Here is a 24459-nt window from a genome sequence, read left to right as displayed (position 1 = left end):
ATATTATAAGTCTTTTAAAAAATGTTTTAGTTATAATAACTTTTTGCTCCCGAAGCGTCAACCATGATTAATCATAATACATTTGATTTAGTAAATTATAAATAAAATATTGTGGACAGAGTAGAAGTTCTGTCTTTCCGTAATATTAAGACATGGGTTTGATTTGTTTGTATGGTAGAAGCCTAACGCCTTATTAACGTTAGGCTTCACTATTTATTTAACTTTTGTTTAGCAAAATTAGGCATTGTATATTCTTGGTTTCATTTATAATTTAATTAATTTTATAAAAAATATAAACGATGAAAAAATTATTATTTATAACATGGGCTGTCGTATTGTTTAGTTGCCAAAATCAGGCACAAACGAATAAAACAAAATCGCCTAAAACAGATAATGTTATGACCAAAGAAACAATATACCAGTATAAAGTAGAAGATTTATCGGGTAAAACTTTTGATTTTTCTTCTCTAAAAGGGAAAAAAATTATGATTGTAAACACCGCTTCAAAATGCGGATTAACTCCTCAATATAAAGATCTTGAAGCTATTTACAAACAATACAAAGATAAAGGCTTCGTAATTGTTGGATTTCCGGCTAATAATTTTGCCTCCCAGGAACCTGGAACAAATGAAGAAATTGGTGCTTTTTGTCAGCAAAATTATGGTGTAACTTTTCCAATGATGGATAAAGTTTCTGTAAAAGGAGATGATATGTGTGAGATTTATAAATTTCTTACACAGAAATCTAAAAATGGTTTACAGGATTCAGAAGTAGAATGGAATTTTCAGAAATATCTAATTAATGAAAAAGGAGAATTGGTTAAAGTAATTAAGCCACGAACATTGCCTACAGATTCAGAAATTGTGAATTGGATTAAAGGATAATGTATTAAAAAATAATTCGAAATGAGATTTTTAGATTACTAAAAATCTCATTTTTCGTTTTTGAAAATGGATGCAACTGCTGCTTCGTAATTTCGAATGCTTTTTGCCTTTTTTATTTGTTTTAATATTTTATGAGGATTTGAAAAAGTTGCCGAGAAATATTCCCATAAATGATACATCTTTAGTAAAATATGGGTTTGCCCGGATAACGATTCACTATAAATTGCATAAAGGGTATCGTGAAATGCACTGAATAGCTCTATTTTATTTTTAGGATATTCTGATGTATTATTTTTTATCATTGTAGGCAAAAATGGATCCGAGATTAAGCCTCGTCCAATCATCCAGTGGTCGATTGTTGGGAAACGCTGCTGCATTTCGTGAAATTTAGCTACCGAAGTAATGTCTCCATTGTAATACAATTTATGTTTCGTATTGTCAATACACTGCTGAAACGCATCCAGATGAACGCCGCCTTTGTATAATTGCTTGCCAATACGGGCGTGAATAGCAATGTTTTTAAGTGGATAAGTGTCTAAAATTGGTAAAACGTCGAGAATTTCTTCAGTAGTATCATATCCAAGACGCATTTTCATGGATACAATAATATCGGTTTCAGAATGTGCTCTGTCTAAAATATGATTGATTTTTTCAGTATTACTTATTAAACCTGAACCCATTCCGGACTTGGTAACCATAGGATAGGGACAGCCTAAATTCCAGTTTAATTCTTTGTATCCTAATTCCCGAACATATTTAGCAACAAATAAAAATTCATCTGCATCGTTTGTAATTACTTGTGGAATTACCTCTAAATCTAAATTGTTTTCAGGAAGTAAATCTCTTTCGTAAGATGATTTTATAACCAATTTTCCGTTTAAGCGAATATAGGGAGAGTAAAAAGTGTCTATTCCTCCAAAAAGTTTGTTTTGAGCATTTCTAAAACGAAAATCGGTAAATCCTTGTAAGGGCGAAGAGAGTAATGTAAAGTCCATAGTATTTGAAATGCGGCAAAGATACTATTTGTAAACGGTTATGAATTTATATTATTCTTTTCTTTAATAATTATTCTAAAATCAATTGCATAAAAACCAAATCAAGCCAATGATCAAATTTATAGCCTACCTCACGAATTGTCCCTGCAGTAATAAATCCAAATTTTTCATGGAAGGCAATACTTCCTGCATTATCAGCATCAATAGCACCAATCATAACATGATAACCTTGCGTTTTTGCCAATCGAATCAATTCGGTTAATAATTTTGACCCAATACCTTTTCCAATACTATTATCTACAACATATACTGAGTGTTCTACCGTATATTGATAACCAATTTTTTCTCTGAATTGTCCGTAACTTCCAAAACCAACAACTTCACCACCCAAATCAGCCACAATTACTGGCAGATTCTTGTTTTTCTTGTCTTCGAACCACTTTGTCTGGACTTCTAAATTTTGAACTTCATAACTATAATTTGCTGTCGTATACAAAATAGAGTGATTAACGATTTCCAAGATTTTTTCCAAATCGTTTGATGTTGCAGGTCTCAGTGTTAAGTTCATAAGGATACAAATACATATTTTTGTTGGAGTAATGAGCTTTGCAAAGATATTGTCTTTTTCTAAACTCGGCTTAATATCTTTTATATTTATAAGCTAAATCAGGAGTGAAGTTTGTAACTTTGTAAAGCCAAAAGAAATTCTGAACTTTTGATTTCTTTAAAATAATAGACATTAGAATGATTTACCCTAAAATACCGCTTGCACAAAGCATTATCGAAATTTGTTCAGTAAAAGGAATTCATAATATTATAATTTCACCAGGATCCAGAAATGCTCCTTTAACAATTGGTTTCGCCCAAAATTCTAATTTTAAATGTTATAGTATCGCAGATGAGCGTTGTGCTGCATTTTTTGCTTTGGGAATTGCCCAGCAAACAAAAAAACCAACGGCAATCGTTTGTACATCAGGATCAGCGCTATTGAACTATTATCCGGCTATTGCAGAAGCATATTACAGTCAGATTCCGTTAATTATTATTTCTGCAGATCGTCCGCAAAACAAAGTAGATATTGGTGATGGACAAACCATTCGTCAGCAAAATGTTTTTCAAAATCATTCGGTTTTCAATGCCAATTTAACAGAAAATGCTTCTGAAGAAAATGATTTAAAAATAAATAAAGCTATAGAAACAGCGATTCTTCAAAAGGGACCTGCTCATATTAATGCTCCTTTTGAAGAGCCTTTATATGAAACTGTAGAGAGTCTTTCAGTTCAACCAAAAATAACTCATTCCGAAGAAACTCCGAAAACTAAAATCATTGAAAATATAGAAGATTTTGTTTCAATTTGGAATTCAGCTAAGCGCAAGCTAGTTTTGGTTGGTGTAAACGAAGCAAATTCAATCGACAAAAAAACAGTAGAAAATCTGGCGAATGACCCATCAATTGTGGTTCTCACAGAAACGACTTCTAATTTACATCATCCATGTTTTATTAATAGTATTGATACTTTAATTACCCCTTTTGATGATATTGATTTTAAAGAGTTTGAACCAGAAATTTTAATAACTTTTGGAGGAATGGTCGTGTCGAAACGTATTAAAGGTTTTTTGAGAAAGTACAAACCATTACATCATTGGCATATTGATACTTTACGTGCTTACAATACATTCAATGCTTTAACAAAACATTTTGTGATGCAGCCAAATGATTTTTTCAATGCTTTATTATCTAAAACAGTTTTTGTAAAGAGCGACTATTTTCAACAAATTAATCAGGTTTATGAGTTGCGAAAAATTAAAAAGGAAAAATATTTAGAAAAAATACCATTTTCTGATTTTAAAGTATTTGAAAAAGTAATAGGATCTTTACCTAAAAATAGCCAGTTACAAGTAAGCAACAGTTCAGCTATTCGATATGCACAATTGATTGATATCGAACAGTCAATTGAAGTTTTTTGCAACAGAGGTACAAGTGGAATCGATGGAAGTACATCAACAGCAATAGGCGCTTCTGTAGGAACTCTAAAACCAACCGTTTTTATTACCGGTGATATTGGCTTTTTATATGACAGCAATGCTTTGTGGAATTCTTATATTCCTAAAAATTTCAAAATTATCTTGATTAATAATGGAGGAGGGGGTATTTTTAGGATTTTACCAGGATATGAGGAAAAACCCGTTTTTAATACTTTTTTTGAAACTTCGCATCATTTAACAGCAGAACATTTAGCTAAAATGTATCAACTCAATTATTTTACTGCAACAGATTTGGATTCATTAGAAAAAAGCATAACATCATTTTATGAAATAAATGATGCACCGGGTATTTTAGAAATATTTACTCCAACTACTGAAAATGATGTTGTTTTAAAACAGTTTTTTAAAGAATTGGTTTAAATAAAATTTCGAGTTTTTGATTAAACACTTTCAAACTTCGTACCTTTGCCGCTTAGAAACTTAGCAGCTTAGCACTTAAAATATGATTGAAATAGGAAAATACAATGCACTTAGCATATTACGTGACACCAAAGTTGGTTTGTTTTTAGGAAATCCTGAAAAAGACCCGGAAGGAATTCATGATATATTATTACCAAATAAATACGTTCCTAATGAATTTGAAATAGGCGAAGAACTTATTGTTTTTGTTTATTTAGATCACGAACAGCGCCCTGTTGCAACAACACTTGAGCCTTATATATTATTGAATGAATTTGCGCTATTAAGAGTGAATTATATCAATCAGGTGGGAGCTTTTATGGATTGGGGAATGGAAAAAGATATCCTTGTTCCGTTTAAAGAACAGGCGCGTCCTATGGAAAAAGGAAAACGTTATCTCGTATATCTTTATATGGATGAAAAGACTAAGCGTTTGGTGGCTTCCAGTAAACTAAACCAGTTTTTGAATAACGATCACCTTACAGTTGAAAAAGGAGAAGAAGTTGATTTGATCGTTTCACATATTACCGAATTAGGAATCAACGTTATTATCAACGAACAGCATAAAGGATTGCTTTATAAAGATGAAGTATATGATGATGCGATAAGAACCGGAGACAGGATGAGAGGTTATATTAAAAACATTCGTCCTGATAATAAAATAGATGTAGCTTTACAAATTCAGGGATATCAAAGTATTGAGCCTAATGCAGAGAAAATTTTAGATGAATTAAGAGCGAATCGAGGTTTTTTACGTTTAAACGATAACTCTCATCCAGAAGATATTAAAACAGTATTAAAGATGAGTAAAAAGACCTTCAAGAAAGCAATTGGAGCTTTGTATAAAGACAAACTAATTGAAATTAAGGAAGACGGAATTTATATAATAAAAGAATAAAGTAAAATTTGGTTTCACAAAAAAAGCTCAAAAGTTATTATACTTTTGAGCTTTTTTTATTTTTGTGTTTCCATCTTTTATGAGTCCATAAATAATATTCCGGTTTTTCAAGAATTTGTTTTTCGACTTCTTTTAAATATAATTCTGTAATTTTAAAATCTCCAAAATCTTTAGGATTGTCGGCAAGGGAAACAAAAGTAGCTTCATAATATCCCCTTTTGACTTTTTCGACTTTTACAAAAACTACACTTAAATTGTATTTTTTTGCCAGCATTTCAGCACCGGTATGCACGGGAACTTCAATTCCCATAAATTTACTGGAATGAAAAATGCGGTCTAATTTTGGCGATTGATCGCTTGCTAATCCATATAAACTTAATATTCCTTCACGCTGGTTTTGCGCCATCAGTGGAATTGCTTTTTTGGTTTCGATTAATTCAGTATTGTACTTTGAACGAATTTTTCGAATCAATTTATCAAAATACGGATTAGCAAGTTTTTTATAAACAGCTACACCCTGAAAGCCAATTTTTGGATTAATGGTCAAAAGCCATTCATAGCTTGCATAATGTGAGGCTACAAGAATTACACTTTTCCCTTTTTTTGCATAATCCAATATCAAATCCAAGTTGGTTACATGAAATCTTTTTTCCATTTCTTCAGCAGAAATACTCATCGTTTTGATCATTTCTAAAAACATATCGCACATATGCTGATAAAATTTCTTTTGTATTTTTTTTCGTTCAGCATCACTTAAATAAGGTAAAGCGAGTGCCAGATTCGCACTGACAACTTTTTTGCGGTATCCAATAATATAATATACGAGTAAATAAACGCAATCTGAAAACCAATAAAATATTCTAAAAGGAAGTATTGAAATAAGCCAAAGTAATGGATAGGCCAGGATATAAACGAAAAACTGCATCTAATTTTTTTTGGCAAAGATAAAGTAAAAATGAATAGCGCCATATATTTTACACAGTTTGAAAGTTGTCTGTAAGATTAACTATATTTACAATTCAAATAAAATAAAGTTTATGAATCTCATTTTGATAGGAATTATCATTGCCAATGTTTTGATTAGTTATAAAGGTTTTAGCGATCTTATGTTTTTTAGAAAATACGAATTTCATGTTGGAAGCATTCGTTCGGGAGAACAAGTAAGGATGGTTTCATCTGGCTTTTTGCATGTTGATATGATGCATTTGATATTTAATATGCTTACACTCTATTTCTTTGCGCCAACTGTTATTGAATATCTAGGAAACTTTTCATTCATTTTAGTTTATTTTGGGAGTTTGATTTTCGGAAGTTTACTCACAATGGTATTTCATAAAAATGACTATAGTTATCGTGCTGTAGGTGCTTCAGGAGCTGTTACGGGAATTTTGTATTCTGCAATTTTGCTTCACCCTGACAAAGATATCTATTTATATTTTTTCATAGGCATTCCGGGTTATGTCTTTGGAATTTTGTATCTATTATATTCTATTTATGGAATGAAAGCCAAAAATGACAATATTGGACATACAGCCCATTTTGGAGGTGCAGTAGGAGGTTATTTGATTACTCTGTTAAGAGAGCCGTCATTAATTACAGATCATAGTTTGATGACTATTTTACTGGCAATTCCTATTGTAATACTTTTTGTAATGGCTAAAATGGATAAATTATAATGCTGGCATAACTTTTGAAATGCCCTTATCAATAATTTAAAATATAACAAAAATGAAAAAACTAGTATTATTTTTAACAATCATGTTTATAACGATGTCTTATAGCCAGGAAACCAAACAAATTCCTCTAATTAATGTTAATGGGGAAGGAAAAGTTAAAGTAGCGCCTGATCGGGTTTGTATTTCAGCTACAGTTGAAACAAAAGGGAATAATGCTAAAGAGGTTAAAAAGCAAAACGATGAAAAAATTGACGCTGTTTTAAAATTCATTAAAAAAATGAATGTTCCTGCAGCAGATTTCAAAACAAAACAAGTTGCGCTTAATCCGCAATATGATTATGAAAAAAAGAAAACAAATTATAATGCAACACAAACTATAGAGATTGTAGTAAAAGATTTGTCTAAATATGACGTACTAATGGAAGGTTTAGTACAACAGGGCATTAATCGTATTGATCTTGTTACTTTTGAATCTTCTAAAGAATTACAATTACAGTCTGAGGCCAGAAAATTAGCGATGAAAGATGCTAAAGCTAAAGCAGATGATTATGTTTCGGTATTGGGACAAAAAGTAGGTAAAGCTTTTGTTATCTCTGATAATTCACAGATTTATCATCCTCAGCCTATGTATGCAGCTATGCGAATGAAGGAATCTGCAGACAATGCGCCTTCAAACGAGACATTAGCAATAGGAGAAATCGAAATAACGGCAAACGTAAGCGTAAGTTTTGTTTTAGATTAGAAATAAATTAAAATAATAAGTTTTGAAAGTCCTGAAATATTTTTCAGGACTTTTTTGTTTTGATAGGGAAGAATGATTGAATAAATCTTATTTCTTGATATAGATGAAACGGGATGAAATAAAATGGAAAACCCGTCAAATACTTGCGCATAAGACGAGCGTCCATATAAACATAATCTTCCATTTTATGTTTACAATTTATTTTAAGTATTAGAATAAAACAATATCCCTGATAATTCGTATGCGCTAAGATCATTCTAAAAATAGAATGATCTTTATATCTTTATTACTGATATTTGTATAATTTAAAAGTAGTATTTTAAATTATGATAGAATATTAATTTTTCGGTATTTTATATTGTAATAATAAAAAGATGTAATTCTTGTATATACTCATTAATAATTTTAAAACAATATTAATTTAACATTAAAAAGGTTAATTATTTAACGAATGCAAAAAAGCCCCCTTATTTTATCCAATTTACACCCTTATTTGTAAGTAAAAGAGGTATAATTTTGAGTCTTATTTTAACCTCAAAAACCTTATTTATGAAAAAATTAAATTCTTTATTACTAGTAGGATTGATTCTTATTGGAATGCTAAATTCATGTAACTCTGATGAATCTGACACTACCAATGAACAAAATGAAAATCTTCTGGCAAAAGTAAGCGCTTCTACAGCTAAGTCAACAGCACCCAGTGGTATAGCAGGAGTCAACTGGGCTGATGGCAGGGATAATTTTGTTGATGGATGGGTCATTCCTTCTGGTTTGACAGCTGCTGATAGTTATGCTACAGTTGAAGCAAAGACAAATTCTATCCTTGATTCATTTACTGCGAATATAAACGGTGTGAATACCGTTCGTATTCCAATCAATCCTTCGTCTGTTTCTGAAAGCTGGTGGAATAGTTATTCTGCTGTTATTGATAAGGCAACAAGCAAAGGCTGGAATGTTATTATCTGTTGTTGGGAATCTTCTTCAGCCAGAGATGGAAAAATAGATGATACGGCCAAATTTTGGGCAATGTGGACAACCGTTGTAAATAAATACAGTGCAAATAGCAAAGTATACTTTGAAGTTTTCAATGAGCCTTATGGATATACTTTAAGCCAATTGACGACAATTTACAACACCTTTATAGTAAATTACTCTGGTGTTCCTAAAGGCAGGATATTATTATCAGGCACAGGATACAGTGAAAATGTGACAGGTGTTGGTGCAGATAGTCGTTTTACTGGCTGTTTGTTATCATTGCATAATTATGCTTTTTGGGCAACACGTACTGCAGCTCAATGGCAGGCAGACTGGCGAAGCAGAATAGGAAGCTATGGCTCCCGTACTGTTATTACTGAATTTGGAGCTACGATGAATAGCGGTAAGGACTATCAAAACGGACCACAATCAGATAACGAAATAGCATATATAGTGGCTACAAGTGATGTTTGTAGAAATGATAAAATTGCCAGTGTTTATTGGCCAGGATTAAGAGATGGTGATAGTTATAGTATTCAAACCCGTGGCGGCATCGGAAATAATATTACCTTATCTACTGTTAGTACTACAGGAGTATTTCGTCTGAGATACGGATGGGGATTAAATTAGTAATAATCAGGATCTCATTATGGAAAGTTTTTTGCTTCTGTAATGAGATCTTTATATTTTAAAATACCTACCTATTTATTATGAAATTATTATTATTTGTTGATATAAATATGGTATTATAAAAAATAATTAGCTCTTTATTTTGTGAAATAAAACTAGTTATTATTAATTTTTTTAAATTAATTTACTAATTTTCTTTTGTATTTTGGTTAAATAGCTGTTTAATTTCTGATTTGACCATTCTTTTTTGCGAATTTGCCCCCCTTTAAATCTTCTATTTTACATTTATTTTACAATAGACAAAAAATTTTGCTTAATTTTAAAAATGTATAAAACACACTTATGTTAATTGGTAATAACTAATTTAAAGAGAGTGTTATAAAAAATACCAAATTCCATTTACTGTTTTTAAGATTTAGTTTTTATTAAAAAAAAATCATTTCGGAACTATCTTATTAGGTTTAAGATTTCTTTTCAGTAGTGTAATGAAGTAAAAAAAAATTTGCTCAATTTTAAAAATGTATAAAACACACTTATAATAATCATAAAAAATAATTAAGTATGAAGAAACCTTGACAGCTAAATGTTGTCAGCAATTTTACTAACCTTTAACCACAACCAAAATGAAAAAAAACTATTTAATTCAGTCTCTTACGATCAGGATTGAATTTTTAATGGCTATAATGATAGTCTTCAGCACAAATGCAAGTTATGCAAAGAAAAATTTAACCTTTTCGACTTCAGTTGAAAGTATATTTCAACAGCAGCGATTAATAACAGGAAAAGTAGTTTCGTCAGATGAAGGGATGGGTGTCCCTGGTGCCAATGTAATAATAAAAGGAACTAAAAAGTCAGTCGTTACAGACATGGACGGAAATTATTCAATTGAAGTCAATTCAAATGAAGATGTATTAATGTTTTCATTTGTAGGGTACAATACTCAGGAAATCAAAGTGGGTAGTGAGAGTGTTATAAATGTAAAATTAATTGCTACAGATAATAGTCTTAAAGAGGTAGTTATTGTTGGTTTTGGAACTCAGAAAAAAGCCAGTATGGTGAGTTCTATTACAACAATTAAACCCAAAGAGCTAAAAGGGCCAACCAGTAACTTAACCACTATGTTAGCAGGAAGGATTTCAGGTTTGATCGCTTATCAGCGAAGTGGTGAACCGGGAAAAGATAATGCGAATTTTTTTATTCGTGGTTTAGGTTCTTTTGGTTCAGGTGCCTCTAATCCCTTGATATTAGTTGACGGAATAGAATCTACCACAAATGATTTAGCACGTTTGCAACCGGATGATATAGACAGCTTTTCGGTATTGAAGGATGCCGCCGCCGCCGCTGTTTATGGAGCCCGAGGAGCTAATGGTGTTGTATTGGTTACTACAAAAATGGGTAAAAATGGTGTTACGAAATTTAATTTTAGAGTAGAATCCAGAGTATCCTCTAATACTAAAAATTTCGATTTTGCAGACAATATCACCTATATGAATTTAGCTAACGAAGCTGTCAGGACCCGTAATCCGGAACGAGGGGACATTTACAATCAAAATAAAATTGCAAGAACTGCCGCCGGTGATGACCCATATTTGTATCCAAGTAATAACTGGATTGATGAATTAATCAAGCCATATACCATTAATCAGGGATATAATCTGAATGTTAGTGGAGGTGGAGAAAAAGCAAGATACTATGTTGCTGGTACATACAATGTAGACAATGGAGTTTTGAAAGTTGACGGTATGAATGATTTTAATAGTAATATTAAATTAAGAAATTATTCTATGAGGTCAAATGTCGATATGTCTTTAACCCCGACAACAAAAGCAATTGTTCGTTTTTATGGTCAGTTTGACGATTATAACGGCCCTATAGACGGAGGTGCGAATATTTTTAACCTTACCATGTGGTCTAATCCCGTTGCTTTTGCTAAAGTATATCCGTCCAGCTATTTACCTTTTGTTGAACATCCTTTATTTGGCGGGGCCTTATCTGGAGGAACAACGGGGTATTTGTTGGTTAATCCTTATGCTCAAATGGTAAAAGGTTATCAGGTTTCTAAAGCCTCAACAATCCAGACTCAGCTTGAATTGCAGCAGGATTTAAAAGCTCTGACACCCGGACTTAGTGCTAATGCAATGGCTTATATAAGAAGATATTCTTATTTTGACGTTGCCAGGAAATATAATCCGTTTTATTATAAGTCTTACATAAGTCCAGAAACGGGAGAGCTGGCATTGGAGGCATTGAATGATGGTGATCAGGGTACTGCAAGGCCTACAGGAACAGAATATTTAGATTATGCTCAGGGAACCAAACTGTTAGATTCTCGTATTTATGCTCAGGCAACCATTAATTATAATAGAACTTTTAATGATAAGCATGCTGTAACGGGTATGGTGACCAGTTTGATGTCAAGTTATGAGCAAGGAAATGCCGGCTCTCTGGAGAGTTCTTTGCCATCGAGAAATCTGGGAATTTCAGGAAGGTTTACATACGGGTATGATAATAGATATCTTGCCGAATTTAATTTTGGATATAATGGTTCTGAACGATTTGCTGATGGACACCGTTATGGATTTTTCCCTTCAGTTGGTTTAGCTTATAATATTTCTAATGAAAAGTTTTGGGAACCTATTAAAGATGTAGTAACTAATTTTAAAATACGCTCTACTTATGGTTTAGTAGGTAATGATCAGATTGGAAATATTGATCAGCGTTTCTTTTACTTATCTGATGTAAGGATTGGAGATAACAATTACGGTGCAGCTTTTGGAGAACAATACAGTTATTATCAGCCAGGAGTTTATATTGCCCGTTATGCTAATGAAAATATTGGATGGGAAGAATCTACGCAGATCAATTTAGGATTAGATATGCAATTTTTTAACTCCCTAAATTTTGTTGTAGATATTTACAAACAGCATCGTACAAATATTCTTCAGACAAGAAGTAATATAGGTTCAACAATGGGACTTACCGCAGTGCCGTCAACTAATTTTGGAGAAATTGAAAGTAAAGGACTGGACTTAGCCATTACTTATAACAAACAACTCAATCAGGATTGGTATACAGAATTACGAGGAAATTTTACGTTTTCAACCAATAAGGTATTAGTATTCGATGAGATTAACTTTCCTGAGAATATGAAATATCGTTCAAGAGTGGGACAGAATTTTAATCAGGCATACGGTTATATAGCAGAGCGATTATTTGTAGATCAAAATGAAGTTGATAATTCACCAACTCAATTTGGAGATTACACAGGAGGAGATATTAAATATCGCGATGTTAATGGAGATGGTATTATTTCTCCAAGTGATATGGTTCCTTTGGGATACCCTACAGCGCCTGAAATTGTTTATGGTTTTGGAGGTACAATTGGGTATAAAAAATTTGATTTCAGCATATTTTTTCAAGGAGCAGCCCGAACTTCTTTTTTTATTAATCCAGAAAATATCGCCCCATTTGTTTTAAATGATGATAATAACAGACAGTTAACCTATCAGAATAATTTACTAAATGTTATTGCACAAGATCACTGGTCTGAGGATAATAGAGACTCCTATGCTTTCTGGCCAAGACTGAGTGACAAATTTGTTGAAAATAATAATCAGGTATCAACCTGGTGGATGAGGGATGGTTCTTTTTTAAGATTAAAATCTATCGAAATTGGGTACAATGCTCCTAAAAGTTTTAATACTAAAATTGGATTACAAGACCTTCGAATTTATATTAATGGAAGCAATATTGCTGTTTGGAGCGCTTTCAAAATGTGGGATCCGGAAATGGGTGGAAGTGGTTTAGGATACCCAATTCAGTCGGTTTACAATGTAGGTCTTAAGGTTAATTTTTAAAAAGATAAAATCATGAAAATTAAAAATATAATTTCAGTAAAAATAAGCCTCCAGAAAGGAAGAAAGTTTTTCGGGATAGTAATGACGATAATTTGTCTGGTAGGTTTGCAATCATGTGAAAAAGATTTCCTGGATGTAGTTCCGGACAATGTAACGACATTAGAAAATGCCTTTAAACTGAGAAATGAAGCTCAAAAATATTTGTTTACCTGCTATTCTTATATTCCTAAAAACGGAGATGGAGTGTATAATATAGGAATGCTGGCCGGAGATGAAACATGGGTTGCACCAAATCGTGCTGCTATAACAAGTTATGCTTTTAATATTGCAACCGGTACGCAAAGAAAAGCAAGTCCTTATATGAATGCCTGGGAAGGAAACTATCAGGCAGCCGGACCATCAGATCGTTATCCGCTTTTTGATGGAATCAGACATTGCAATGTTTTTCTTGAAAATGTAGAAGACAGAACTAAAGTTGCAGATTTAACAGAAGCAGAGCGTTTAAGATGGATAGGTGAGGCTAAATTTTTAAAAGCATATTATCATTATTATTTAATGCGAATGTATGGACCAATTCCAGTGATTCGAGTTAGTCTGCCTATTGATGCTCCTGTAGAACAAATTCAGGTAGCAAGAGAGCCTATTGATGCTACTGTTGATTATTTGGTAAGTTTATTAGATGAAGCCTCGGTTGCAGTACCACCACAAATTACAGATACTCAAAATGAATTAGGAAGAATTACAAAACCTATAGTTTTAGGAATCAAGGCCGAATTGTTACTTATGGCTGCCAGTCCATTATTTAATGGAAATTCGGATATGGCAGGATTTAATACAAAAAACGGAACCCCATTGTTTAATACGACTTACGATGTAACCAAATGGAAAAAAGCAGCAAATGCAGCCAAAGAAGCTATAATAGCTGCTGAAAGTGGCGGGCATAAAATTTTCTATAAGAACGATGTTGCCTTTACTATTTCTCAGACTGCAAAAACTAAACTGAATATCACACAAGCAATAACTGAACCCTGGAACGATGAAGTTATCTGGGCAAATCCTAACAGTCGTACCTACGAATTACAGCGACTTTGTATGATGCCTTTAGACAATACTATTGCGCATACTCAGGCCAGAAAAGTATTTTCGCCTACCATCGAGTCAGCCTCTAATTTCTACACTAAAAATGGAGTGCCTATTGAGGAGGATAAAACCTTAACCTTTGGTGATATTACAGAAATAAGAGAAGCAACTGCCGCAGATAAATTCGATATTAAAGAAGGCTATCGTACTTCAGTTTTAAATTTTAACAGAGAACCTCGTTTTTATGCTGATTTAGGTTTTGATGGAGCTATTTTTTATAAATATGACAGCGGTTCTGATGAGACGAAATATTATATCAAAGCTAAATATCAGGACTATGCAGGAAGCGCAGATGCTTTTGATTTTAATATTACAGGTTACTACATTAAAAAACTGGTGAATTGGGAACAACATTTTGGAAACGGAAGTTTATACAAAGAATATGCCTGGCCAGAATTACGTTTGGCTGATTTATATCTAATGTACGCCGAAGCACTTAATGAAGCTGATGGAATTGCGGCTTCTGGTGAAGTATTGCAATACTTGGATGTTATTCGTCAGCGTGCAGGATTAAAAGGAGTGGTGGAGTCCTGGACAAATTTTTCCAGTAATCCAGGTAAATATACTACTCAGGAAGGTTTGCGTGAAATTATTCATAGAGAACGCAGTATTGAAATGGCTTATGAAGGCAAGAATTATTGGGATATCAGACGATGGAAAAAAGCAAACCAGGAATTCAATGAGCCAGTAAAAGGGTGGAATGTTTTTGGAGTTACCGAAGGAGCCTATTATCAGGTACGCACTCTAAACCAGCAACGTTTTGTTGCACCAAGGGATTATTTTTGGCCACTTGACGAAACAACACTTATCCAAAATCCAAATCTGATTCAGAATCCAGGTTGGTAGTAATCATAAAAAAATAAAATTATGAAACGAATTATAAAATCATCCGTAAGGGTACTTGTAGTGTCTTTAATTCTGGCTATTGTATCTTGTAATGATAATCAGGAACCTGAACCTTTAGAGAACAATTCAAAAGCACCAGCCGAAGTAACCAATGTTATAGTACAAAATTTGCAGGGAAAAGCGAAACTAACTTATACATTACCTTCAGATGAGGACCTTTTGTATGTTGTTGCCCGTTATACTTTAGAAAATGGTAAACCTATGGAAGTTAAATCTTCCTACTATTCTAATTCAATGCTTTTAGAAGGTTTTGCCGGTCAGTCTGCTACTGAGGTTAAAATTTATGCAGTTAATAAAAGCGAAACAGAATCTAAACCTGTTACCGTTACAGTAACACCAACCAAGGCCCCAATTTATGATGTTTTTGACTCATTAGAAGTTCAGCCTGATTTTGGAGGTATTCGCATTACCGCAGATAATATTACAAAAGAAGAAATAGGAATTTTAGTAATGCAAAAAGATGTCAAGGGAGACTGGGTGCCGTTACCTACAAGCATCTATACTTCTGTAGATCATATCGGACAAAGTTTGAGAGGGATGGAACCTGTAAAACAAGATTTTGCTGTAGTTGTGAGAGATCGCTGGCTCAACTATACAGATACTTTATTTACTAATATTGAACCGTTTTTTGAAGTTATGATGCCAAAATCTGGTTTTGTAACCGTGCATCTTAATAATGACACCAAAACAATTAATAATGCTTACCCGGTTACAAATTTGTGGGATGGTCAGTTTTTAGAATATTGGGGCTCTTATTTTACAGACAGAACTGTAGATGTAGGCAATCATTTGGTGACTTTTGATATCGGAAAGACCACTAAATTAAGCCGTATGAGAATGTGGAATTTTTCGGAACCTATTGGAGGCCAGAGAATGTATTACTATCTGGGAGCTGTAAAAAAGTTTAGAATCTGGGGTAGTAATACCCTGAATGATGGTACTTTAAATAGCAATTGGACTTTGATGGGAGAATATGAAATCAAAAAACCTTCAGGGTTACCTTATGGACAGGAAAATAACGATGATCTTTTAGCAGCCAGAGATGGTGCAGATTATGAAATTGCTTTAGAAAAACCTGCTGTTCGATATCTTAGAATTGAATGTTTAGAAAACTGGGTAGGAGGTAAGTTTATGGCTGTTTCTGAAGTGCAGGTATATGGTAATCCTAATTTTTAATACTAAAACTAAAACAATGAAAAATTTAAGGAATATTTTAGTCGCAATTTTTGTGGTTTTGTCAGTTCTCATTATAAATTCTTGTACAAGTGGTGATGAGTATCTGAAGTTTACCAAAGGCGGAGCGATTTCATATACAGGAAAAATAGATTCATTAAAATTATTTCCTGGAAGAAATCGTCTGGAAGTTCAGGGACTTATAATATCAGACCCTAAGGTTACGGAACTCCGAATTTATTGGAATAATAAAAAAGATTCTGTTGTGGTACCCATTACCAGAACTTCCGGAATAGATGCCGTTTCAAAAATTATAGATAATTTAGAAGAGAATATTTATAATTTTGAGTTTAGAACCTTCGATGCAAAAGGCAATTCATCAATAGCTGTAACAGCTTCTGCGGAGGTTTATGGAGATCGATATATAAGCTCATTGATCAACAGACCAATTCTTAATAACGTGCTTATTGGTAGTGAGCTGACAGTAAATTTCATAAATTTAAATGCAGATTCCGGAGCTTTGGGGACAGAAATAGAATATACCAATTCTTCTAATCAGCTAAAAACTGTATTTACTGACATTAGCAAAGGCAGTGTTGTTATCAATGATTTTAAAAGTGGTTCTACTTACAGGTATACAACCCTTTATAAACCTGTGGTAAAATCAATTGATACTTTTTATGCGGTTTATAAAGACGTGAGACCAGTTCCTACACCGGTTTTAGTGAATGCAAAACAGCCTTTTAACTATTCATCATACGATGGTGGCAGATGGGGCGTAATTGCAAATTGGACAACGAATGCTGCAGCCAAAAATCATAATGGTTATGGTGGATATGATGGTGGATGCTGTGGTAAAGCAAATAATGCAACTGTAAATTTTGAATCAGGCTGGGGAGCGCCTGCCATCACTAATGGTAAGCTTTATCAGAGCGTTACGGCTGAACCGGCAACCTATCAATTAAAGGTCGTTGTATTTGAATCTAATCATCTAGAAAGTGATCCGGGCGGATTTTACATTATCGTTTCTAAAGGTGATGTAGAATTGCCTAATGTAGAATCTGTTGGTACTGCGACAGAAGTTTTAAAGTATAAAAGAGTCCTTAGCAATGGAATAGGTAAAGCAGAATATATTTTAGAATTTACTATTGATCAGACTACTCCAATTACTGTTGGAATATCAACTTCGCAACCTGATTGGGGAAGATTTTGTACAATAAGTTCTTTTGAAATTGTAGTAAAATAGACTTTTATATAAAGTATAAGTTGATTTCTCAAAACATTGAAATAGAAAATCAAACTGAATGATATTCTATTTATAATATGAATCATCAGAATGTATAACCTCCAAAGTCATTGATTTTGGAGGTTTTTTTATGCCTTAATAATCTCCAAATAGATATGTATCTGAGTCACTTTCTAATTGGTAAAACATTTCAATATAAACTGAATCGTTTTTAAAATTAGGTATCACATTAATAGGAATAATCAATTTCTGATTTTTATTATATTCCTGCCCCAAATTCTCCCATACTAAAGACAATGGAAGTTTTTTAGATATGCATTTTTATTAACTATAGCAGTATCTCTTTCCTGAATTAGCAATGTATTAAATTTATTAATTTGGCATTTAAATTATGTATAACATACTTTTATATGTATAACTATGTCAAATGTTTGTGCAAATTGTTGCTTAATAAGAAAAAACAATAAAAACAGGATAATATAGTATTATCATGTGGTAATATAAGCATTTTCCTTAACTCGGTTTTAACATAATTTTACAAGTGTTAATAATACACAAACCAAACTGTTTAAATTATGAAACCAACCACACAAGCTTTTAAAAGTACAGAGATATCTTATTCCAGAAATAAGATGTTCTTTACTATTTTGTTTTTGTTTGTTGTTTTTTGCTCTTTTTCTCAACAGAAAATTAGTGGTAAAATTACAGATTCAAATAATCTTCCTCTGCCAGGGGTATCAGTTTTAGAGAAAAACACAACCAATGCAGTTACAAGTGATTTCGACGGTAAATTTGAAATTACTACTAAAGGAAACAACGTAATATTAGTTTTTTCTTATGTAGGATTAAAAACTAAAGAGCTAAAACCAGATGTTAATACTCTCAATGTAATTTTAGAATCGGACTTAAATGAATTAAATGAAGTAGTGGTCGTAGGATACGGAACCCAGAAAAAATCAAGGGTTACCACCGCTATTGCCAGTATAAAAGAAGAGAATTTTACAAGAGGTGCTATTAGAGATGCTTCGGATCTTATTAGAGGTAAAGCAGCAGGTCTAACAATTAGTAATGGTTCCGGTGATCCGAGTTCATCATCTAATATTTCATTGCGTGGAGTTTCTACTTTACAAGGAAACGCTGCTCCTTTGGTCTTAATTAATGGTGTGCCAGGAGGTATGAATACCGTTGCACCAAATGACATTGCTTCTATCGATATATTGAAAGATGCTTCTGCAGCTGCAATTTATGGAACAAGAGGTGCAAATGGGGTTATTCTTATTACCACAAAAACGGTAAACAAAGACATTGCACCAACTATTACCTATTCAACATTTGCTACAATAAGTAATTTTTATAATAAGGCTGATTTTTTAGATGCCACACAACAAAGAAATTTTCGCTCTCAAGGATTAAGAATACCTTATCAAGAGGGTGGGGCTGATACCAATTGGTTGGATCAAATTTCAGGAAGTGGATTTGCTAAAAATCATAATTTAGCTTTAAAAGGAGGAAATGTTAAAACAAACTATACTGTGAATCTTAATTATATAGATGAAACAGGTGTTTTTACTAATACATTTAATAAAGAGTATCGATTCTCATTTGATGTTAATCATAGTATGTTCAATGATAAGTTAAAAGTTAATTTGAACTTACTAAATGGAACCCAAAATATGGGACTTTCAGAAGGAACAGTAGCTTACGCCTACAGACAAGCTATGATAAGAAACCCTACAGCTTCTGTTTATGAGCCTGATGGAGTGACTTATGATGAGAATTATACGGATAAAGGTAAGTTTCAATATTATAATCCTGTAGGTATTATAAATGAAACAATAGAAGATAGAAATAGAACATGGCAAAGATTTACAGCTAATCTGACACTTGATTTATTACCAGGATGGGATGTAGGGGCGCAACTTTCAAAAAATAAAGACACATTTTTAAACGGATATGCAGAAACCAAAAAACATTATTCAAATACGATAAATTTGCGAAATGGTGTTGCTTCAAGGAATACAGGTACGACGGATAGTGATTTAGTTGAGATAACATCCAAATACCATAAAATTTTAGATAAGCACGAGTTTACAGTATTAGGGGGCTATAGTTATCAATATATCGTAAATGAAGGATTTTCGGCCAGTAATTCTGATTTTCCTACCGATGCTTTTTCCTATAATAATTTAGGTTCAGGAAATGCTTTGTCTGATGGATTAGCAGGGATGGGAAGTTATAAAAATGATAATACATTAATTGGATTCTTTGGTAGAGTTAACTATAACTTTAATAGTAAATACGATTTATTAGTTAGTATCAGGAGAGAAGGTTCTTCTAAATTTGGTGCAAATTACCAATGGGGAAATTTCCCTGCGGTTTCTGCAGGATGGAGTATTAATAAGGAGTCTTTCTTAAAAGATGTTGAAACTGTAAATATTTTAAAATTAAGAGCAGGTTATGGAGAAACAGGAGTAATTCCTAATGATCCTTATATGTCACTGACATTGTACAATTATGGGGGCTATTTTTATAATGATGGAAAATGGGTGAGAGGATTAGAACCAGTAAGTAATCCTAATCCTGATTTGCGTTGGGAGAAAACGACAGAAGTAAATATAGGTCTTGATTTTGGATTTTTTAATAATAGAATTAGCGGAAGCGTTGATGTGTATAGTAAAAAAACAATTGATATGTTATGGACATACGCTGTGCCAAGTCCTCCTAATATATATGATTCGACTATTGCTAATGTTGGGAAAATGGAAAATAAAGGTATCGAAATTCTTCTTAATACAATTCCTGTCAAAACGGATAATTTTCTTTGGAGTTCCTCAATGACTTTTTCACACAATAAAAATAAGTTAACAAGTCTTTCTAATGATTTATATCAAATTGAAGGAGATTATATAAATAGAGGGAACACTGGAGATCCTATTTCATTCGAAACTCATAGATTAGAAGTTGGACAATCATTAGGTAATTTTTGGGGGTTAAAATCGGTAGATATTACTAATGATGGACAATGGATTGTTGAATTGCCAGACGGTACAAGGAAAACACTTGATCCTTCTATGTACAATGATACGAATAAGCAATATTTAGGAAATGGTATTCCGCAATATTATGCAGGTTGGGCCAATACTTTTAGCTACAAAAAATTTGATTTAAGTATGGTGCTGACAGGAGCTTTCGATTTTCAAATACTAAATAGTCAACGTATGTTTTATGGAAATTCTAAAACCGAATATAATATGCTATCTAGTACATATGACAAAGTGTATGGTAAGGCGGTATTAAATTATAATCCAACTTATGTAAGTTATTATATTGAACAAGGAGATTATGTAAAGATTGACAACATAACTTTATCCTATAATTTTGATGTTAAGCCGTTTAAATTCATCAATGCAATGCGATTGTATGTATCCGGGAATAACTTAGCCACGTTTACAAAGTACAAAGGTTTGGATCCAGAGATAATAAGAGGAGACCCTACATCTCAAGGAATGGATAATAGGGATAAATATCCAAGTACAACAGGTATGACTTTGGGATTAAATGTAACTTTTTAAATTAATTCAAAATGAAAAATAAAAATATAATATACAAAATCCTTGCTTCGGGCTTACTGCTTTTAGGAACAGGATGCACTAATTTAGATGAGAATGTTTATGATAAAGTAATTGGTGAGGAAACTAAATTTAAGGCAGAAGATTTAGCAAGCCTTATGGCACCAGCTTATACGTCATTAAGAGAGGTTTATTGGGGCTGGGATGCGGCGTTTTGTTTATACGAAGAATCATCAGATTTAATAGTAACGCCATTAAGAAACGGTATTGGCTGGGGAGATTATTACATTACAATGCACCAACACACGTATGAGGCTCCGCTACCTCATGCAGAAGGGAATTGGGCTTATTTGTTTGGTGGTGTAAATAATGTTAATAAAGCTATTTTTCAGATAGAACAAATACCAGATCTTGAAAATAAAGATGCTGTTTTTCAGGAACTAAGAGCTTTAAGAGCTATTTATTATTATTTATTATTAGATAATTTTAGAAATGTTCCTATTGTAACCAAATATGATTTACCTAAAGGATATTTGCCAGAACAAAATACAGGTAAAGAAGTGTATGATTTTGTAGAAAGTGAACTAAAAGGTGCTTTGCCTTATTTGAGTGATAAGAAAGAATCTAAAAATTATGGGAAAGTTACAAAATGGGCTGCTAAAATGACTTTGGCAAAACTGTATTTAAATGCTGAGGTTTATATAGGAACGCCAAAATGGAACGAAGCTTTAGCTGAAGTTAATGATGTTATAAATAATGGAGGTTTTACATTATGCACAAATTATTTAGATAATTTCATAATAGAAAATCAATTTTCTTCAGAACAGATATTTTCTATTCCTTTTGATCAAAAAAAAGCAGGGGGAAGTTACTGGCCATTTAAAACATTAGCAGCTGAAAGTCAGGTAACTTATGAATTAGCTGGAGGACCCTGGAATGGTTCTGGCGGAATACCTCAATTTATAGATACTTATGATCCTGATGATCAAAGATTAAAAGATTCCTGGTTAGGAGGAAAACAGTTTGATAGTAAAGGAGAACCTATTATGCTAAAAAATGGTGCACAATTTGAGTATCTTAACTACTTGACAGATGTTAATGGCTGCGAACCTAACGAAGGGTATAGAATGGTTAAATATGAAATTGGTAAAGGTCAAATTGCACAATTAAGTAATGATGTTCCTTTTTACAGATTAGCCGATGCTATGATGATTAAAGCAGAGTGTTTATTAAGAACAGGAGATGCTACAGGTGCTGCACAAATTGTAACAAGAGTAAGAGAAAGAAATTTTAGAAAGACTAATCCGGCCAAAGCCACTGTTACAGGAGCCAAACTGTTAGGAGGAAGTGTTTATCAATACGGTACTTATAAAGCAGGAGTAATTACAAATTACGAAGGAGGAGCGGATATTCCTTACGGAGGTTTTCTTGATGAATTAGCTTGGGAATTCGTTGGTGAAGCCCATAGAAAACAAGATTTAATACGATTTGGAGTATATTCAAAAAAATCATGGTTTTCAAAAGTAGCTAATCCTGCCGGTGCTTTTAGAGCTATTCTTCCAATACCGAAAGTTCAATTGGAAAGAAATAGCAATTTAAAACAAAATCCGGGGTACCTGCCATAAAATATTAAACTTTTACAAGTTGGTTACTTGTAATTATAAGTGTGTGAAAAGCTGTTCCTGTTCAGGGATGGCTTTTCATTTTAAAGTAAGATCAATATGAAATATACAATTGAAATCATAAAAATTTGTTTTTGTCTGCTTGTTTTTCAAATCGCAATTTCTTGTAAAACAGCGGAAAAAGCAGTCAATGCAGAGATAAAACAAAATTATTCAGTTTCCTTTAAAGATCCGGAATCGCATTATCTCGAAGTGGTTTTAGATTTTGAAAACCTTTCATCGGCACAAACTAATTTAGTACTTCCGGTCTGGACGCCTGGTTATTATTTGATTTTAGATACACCGCGCTATATTGTAGATTTTGACGTAACAGATGCCAATGGTAACAAAATAAACTGGCATAAAAAAACTAAAAACTGCTGGGTGGCAGAAAACGGAAAAGCCTCTAAAATACAGGTAAAGTACAGGGTTTTTGCCAATAAAAAATCGGTAGCAGAATCATTAGTAGATGCAGATAAAGCTTTTTTAATGCCTAATACTATTTTTATGCACGTAGAAAATGCTCTTCAAAATCCGATAAAACTGACTGTGAATCCATACAAAAACTGGAAAAAAGTTTCAACCGGATTAAAGCCAACTGATGAAAGCGGTTTCACTTTTGCTGCAAAAAATGTGGATATTTTTTACGACAGTCCAATTTATCTGGGCAATCAAAAAGTAATTAATTTTAAGCATGAAGAAAAATCATATTCTTTAGGAATTGCAACTCCGCAAGGGTTAAACGAAGAAAAATTCACTTCAGATCTTAAAAAAATAATGACAGCAACAACTGCTATCATGAAAAAAGTGCCTTATGATGATTACAGCTACATTATGATGGAAGCAGGAGGCGGAGGATTGGAGCACTGGAATTCGCAGGCTATTTTTACCAACGGAACTTTCGATTTTAAAAATAATGAAGCATACATTGATTTTCTGAATTTTGTAACACATGAATATTTCCATCTTTATAATGTAAAAGCAATTCGCCCAATAGAATTAGGGCCTTTCGATTATAACAAAGAAAATTATACCTCAATGTTATGGGTTTCTGAAGGTTTTACGGTTTATTACGAGTACATTATTATGATGAAAGCCGGTTTGCTTGATGGTAATGAAGCTTTAAAATACATTTCGGAATCTATAAAACGATACGAAAATATTGAAGGCAATAAACACATGTCCTTATCCAGATCGAGTTTTGATATTTGGCTGAATTTCTTCAACAACGAAAGTAATGCTCAACAAACTACGATTTCCTATTACAATAAAGGACCGGTTATTGGTTTTTTATTAGATCTTGAAATCAGAAACAATACACATAATCAAAAATCATTAGACGATGTAATGCGTTTTCTATACAATGAATATTATGAAAAAAAAGGAAGAGGATTTACCGAAGCCGAGTTTTGGCAGACTTCTGAACAAATCGCAGGAAAATCTCTAGCTGAAATAAAAAACTATGTAGACACTACGGCTGAAATAGATTACCCAAAATATTTAAAATACGCAGGACTTCAAATCGATTTGAGTCCGATAAAATCTTCAGTTAAAAAAGATTATTTTTTCGAAAGAAGTTTTGAAATCAAAAAAATTTCGGAAGCGTCAGAACTGCAATTAGAAATCAGAAAATCTATTTTTAAAATTTAAAGCCACAGATTA

At 32.7% G+C, this 24459-nt stretch carries 17 protein-coding genes; 13 read left to right on the top strand and 4 right to left on the bottom strand.

Annotated elements, in window-relative coordinates; genetic code table 11:
• Positions 1-299: 299 nt before the first annotated feature.
• Positions 300-884 (top strand): glutathione peroxidase, encoded by a 585-nt coding sequence (locus BXU10_RS20100; RefSeq protein WP_078229298.1) that lies wholly within the window; start codon positions 300-302, stop codon positions 882-884.
• A 47-nt stretch (positions 885-931) separates the two neighbouring features.
• Here the strand turns inward: BXU10_RS20100 and BXU10_RS20095 are convergent, their stop codons facing one another.
• Positions 932-1879, bottom strand: a complete 948-nt coding sequence (locus BXU10_RS20095) for a tRNA-dihydrouridine synthase (RefSeq protein ID WP_078229297.1) — start codon at positions 1877-1879, stop codon at positions 932-934.
• Positions 1880-1949: 70 nt separating this feature from the next.
• Positions 1950-2447: a GNAT family N-acetyltransferase gene (locus tag BXU10_RS20090; RefSeq protein ID WP_078229296.1), complete on the bottom strand. Its 498-nt coding sequence runs from the start codon at positions 2445-2447 to the stop codon at positions 1950-1952.
• A gap of 176 nt (positions 2448-2623) precedes the next feature.
• Here BXU10_RS20090 and menD point away from each other — a divergent pair, with 176 nt between their 5' ends.
• Both menD and BXU10_RS20080 read left to right on the top strand, forming a co-directional pair.
• Complete coding sequence (gene menD / locus BXU10_RS20085; RefSeq protein ID WP_078229295.1) at positions 2624-4285, top strand: 2-succinyl-5-enolpyruvyl-6-hydroxy-3-cyclohexene-1-carboxylic-acid synthase; 1662 nt, start codon at positions 2624-2626, stop codon at positions 4283-4285.
• A gap of 82 nt (positions 4286-4367) precedes the next feature.
• Positions 4368-5222 (top strand): S1 RNA-binding domain-containing protein, encoded by an 855-nt coding sequence (locus BXU10_RS20080; protein ID WP_031456522.1) that lies wholly within the window; start codon positions 4368-4370, stop codon positions 5220-5222.
• 37 nt (positions 5223-5259) lie between these two features.
• On the opposite strand, the gene BXU10_RS20075 is transcribed toward BXU10_RS20080, so the two are convergent.
• The gene (locus tag BXU10_RS20075) at positions 5260-6147 is read right to left on the bottom strand and encodes a lysophospholipid acyltransferase family protein (protein WP_078229294.1); all 888 of its coding nucleotides are present in this window, start codon (positions 6145-6147) and stop codon (positions 5260-5262) included.
• A 112-nt stretch (positions 6148-6259) separates the two neighbouring features.
• On the opposite strand from BXU10_RS20075, the gene BXU10_RS20070 reads away from it, so the two are divergent.
• The 7 genes from BXU10_RS20070 (at position 6260) to BXU10_RS20040 (ending at position 17567) form a co-directional block, all read left to right on the top strand.
• On the top strand, positions 6260-6898 hold the full coding sequence (locus tag BXU10_RS20070; RefSeq protein WP_078229293.1) for a rhomboid family intramembrane serine protease: 639 nt from the start codon (positions 6260-6262) through the stop codon (positions 6896-6898).
• A 52-nt stretch (positions 6899-6950) separates the two neighbouring features.
• Positions 6951-7640, top strand: coding sequence for an SIMPL domain-containing protein (locus tag BXU10_RS20065; RefSeq protein WP_078229292.1), 690 nt, complete (start codon positions 6951-6953; stop codon positions 7638-7640).
• A gap of 549 nt (positions 7641-8189) precedes the next feature.
• Positions 8190-9245 (top strand): cellulase family glycosylhydrolase, encoded by a 1056-nt coding sequence (locus BXU10_RS20060; RefSeq protein ID WP_078229291.1) that lies wholly within the window; start codon positions 8190-8192, stop codon positions 9243-9245.
• A 623-nt stretch (positions 9246-9868) separates the two neighbouring features.
• Positions 9869-13102: a TonB-dependent receptor gene (locus BXU10_RS20055; RefSeq protein WP_078229290.1), complete on the top strand. Its 3234-nt coding sequence runs from the start codon at positions 9869-9871 to the stop codon at positions 13100-13102.
• Between the two features lie 12 nt (positions 13103-13114).
• Positions 13115-15088 carry a RagB/SusD family nutrient uptake outer membrane protein gene (locus BXU10_RS20050; RefSeq protein ID WP_078229289.1) on the top strand — a complete coding sequence of 658 codons (1974 nt, stop codon included), beginning with the start codon at positions 13115-13117 and terminating at the stop codon, positions 15086-15088.
• 21 nt (positions 15089-15109) lie between these two features.
• Complete coding sequence (locus BXU10_RS20045; RefSeq protein ID WP_031456515.1) at positions 15110-16324, top strand: DUF5000 domain-containing lipoprotein; 1215 nt, start codon at positions 15110-15112, stop codon at positions 16322-16324.
• 16 nt (positions 16325-16340) lie between these two features.
• Positions 16341-17567, top strand: coding sequence for a DUF4998 domain-containing protein (locus BXU10_RS20040; protein ID WP_180910533.1), 1227 nt, complete (start codon positions 16341-16343; stop codon positions 17565-17567).
• A gap of 135 nt (positions 17568-17702) precedes the next feature.
• Here BXU10_RS20040 and BXU10_RS25070 read toward each other — a convergent pair whose 3' ends face one another.
• A complete protein-coding gene (locus BXU10_RS25070; protein ID WP_180910532.1) occupies positions 17703-17864 on the bottom strand; it encodes a hypothetical protein in 162 nt (53 codons plus the stop codon).
• 278 nt (positions 17865-18142) lie between these two features.
• On the opposite strand from BXU10_RS25070, the gene BXU10_RS20035 reads away from it, so the two are divergent.
• From BXU10_RS20035 to BXU10_RS20025, 3 genes are all read left to right on the top strand, one after another.
• A complete protein-coding gene (locus BXU10_RS20035; RefSeq protein WP_078229287.1) occupies positions 18143-21139 on the top strand; it encodes a SusC/RagA family TonB-linked outer membrane protein in 2997 nt (998 codons plus the stop codon).
• A gap of 11 nt (positions 21140-21150) precedes the next feature.
• Positions 21151-22761 (top strand): RagB/SusD family nutrient uptake outer membrane protein, encoded by a 1611-nt coding sequence (locus BXU10_RS20030; protein WP_078229286.1) that lies wholly within the window; start codon positions 21151-21153, stop codon positions 22759-22761.
• A 96-nt stretch (positions 22762-22857) separates the two neighbouring features.
• Positions 22858-24447, top strand: coding sequence for a M61 family metallopeptidase (locus BXU10_RS20025; protein WP_078229285.1), 1590 nt, complete (start codon positions 22858-22860; stop codon positions 24445-24447).
• Positions 24448-24459 lie beyond the last annotated feature (12 nt).

It is taken from the genome of Flavobacterium sp. LM4 (assembly GCF_002017935.1).
GTDB lineage: Bacteria > Bacteroidota > Bacteroidia > Flavobacteriales > Flavobacteriaceae > Flavobacterium > Flavobacterium chungangense.
The sequence above is the reverse complement of the archived record's forward strand: the minus strand, read 5'-3'. Positions and strand labels throughout refer to the sequence as shown.